We start from the raw sequence: 1,327 nt of genomic DNA, 5'->3' as shown, positions 1-1,327 counted from the left end.
CGAGGCAAGCTCACGCATCGCCTTGCACATCGCGATCATCGGCCGCGAGATGCCGTTGCCGAGCATCAGCGCCAGCGCCGCACCGATGGCAAGTCCACCCAGCGCCAGCATCAGCATCAGCTGCTCGGTTTCCCCGATCGTCGTATTCGCACCCGCCTCGATGCGCTGCTGATCGGCCGACAGGCCCGAGCGCAATTCGCCCGAGAGCTTGAGGATGGACGCTGCCGTCTTGGTCATCTCGGCATTCGACTTGGCGATGACCTTCACGTTCTCCGACAGCTTGGCGAAAGATAAGCGGTATTGCTTCAGCAGATTGCCGATCTCGGTGACACGGTCCGTGATCTTCTGGTCGTTGGCGTAGATCGAGACCAGCAGCGTCTCCAGGAACTTGATGCGGGCGACGACCCCGTCGGCGGTCTTTGGATCCGGCTTGGCGACGAAGGCGCTGACCGACGTGGACACCGCGAGATATTGCGAAGTGATGTCCTTGGCCGTGGTCTGCACCGACGCGAGCCCGGCAAGCGCCGCGGTATCGGCAAGATCGTCGAACTTGAAGCGGATCTTGTTGCCGACAGCGTTCAGCTCATCGGCCGCGATCTTGTTGTTGGCGCGGGTCAGCGTGATGATCTCGCTGAAGACCTTTGTGAAGCGCTGGAACTCGGCCTCGAGCTTGCCGATCTCCTCGCGGCGCGCCGCACCAGACGTGGCGGACATCGACTTGGCGATCGCCGCCTTCAGATTTTCCTCGGCCGCCTTGGCCGCGGATTCGTCATCCGCCGCACCGGTCAGCGTGTACGCCCGGGTCAGGCCCTGATAGCTGATCAATTCGCGGTCGATGGTCCGTGCCAGGTCTGCTTCGGCCACGCTGGTCCGGTAGGAGGCGACGGCGCCAGCGATTCGCTCGAAGCCGAAATAGGCGAACGCCATGCTGACGGCGAGGATGGCCAGTACCGCCACGAAGCCGAGGATGATCTTTGCGCGAAAGCGCAAGGTGAAGAGCCTCAAAGAGCTCGGCTTCGACTTGACCGACATTCCCCCACCCCATTCCATTCACGGAAAACCAGGCGCTGTCCGGCAGCAGCCCGCTCCCCGACTCGCACGCACGGTAAATGGTAAAGGATAAGCCGCGGTAAATTCGCCACACCGCAACTTGCGGTGAGCTGTCGCGGAGGATGCCGGCGTCCCGGACAAGGGCGCGCCTGTCCGACGACGACGGAGTATGAAGCGACGGAGTCCTACGCTGCCCTGATATTCGCCATGAAGCGATCGAGCTCGGCGCGCAGGCGGGTGCTTTCGCTCGACAGCGTCTTCGCCGAGTTCAGCACCT

General features: G+C 62.8%; 1 pseudogene. It reads right to left on the bottom strand.

Annotated features, from left to right (window positions below):
- Nucleotides 1–1,032: pseudogene (locus tag HYH07_RS36155) on the bottom strand (methyl-accepting chemotaxis protein); the annotation flags it as partial.
- Between the last annotated feature and the right edge of the window lie 295 nt (nucleotides 1,033–1,327).

The sequence above is a fragment of the Bradyrhizobium sp. BR 10261 genome (genome assembly GCF_019455395.1).
Taxonomy (GTDB): Bacteria; Pseudomonadota; Alphaproteobacteria; order Rhizobiales; family Xanthobacteraceae; genus Bradyrhizobium; species Bradyrhizobium manausense.
This window is presented reverse-complemented; position numbering and strand designations above follow the sequence as displayed.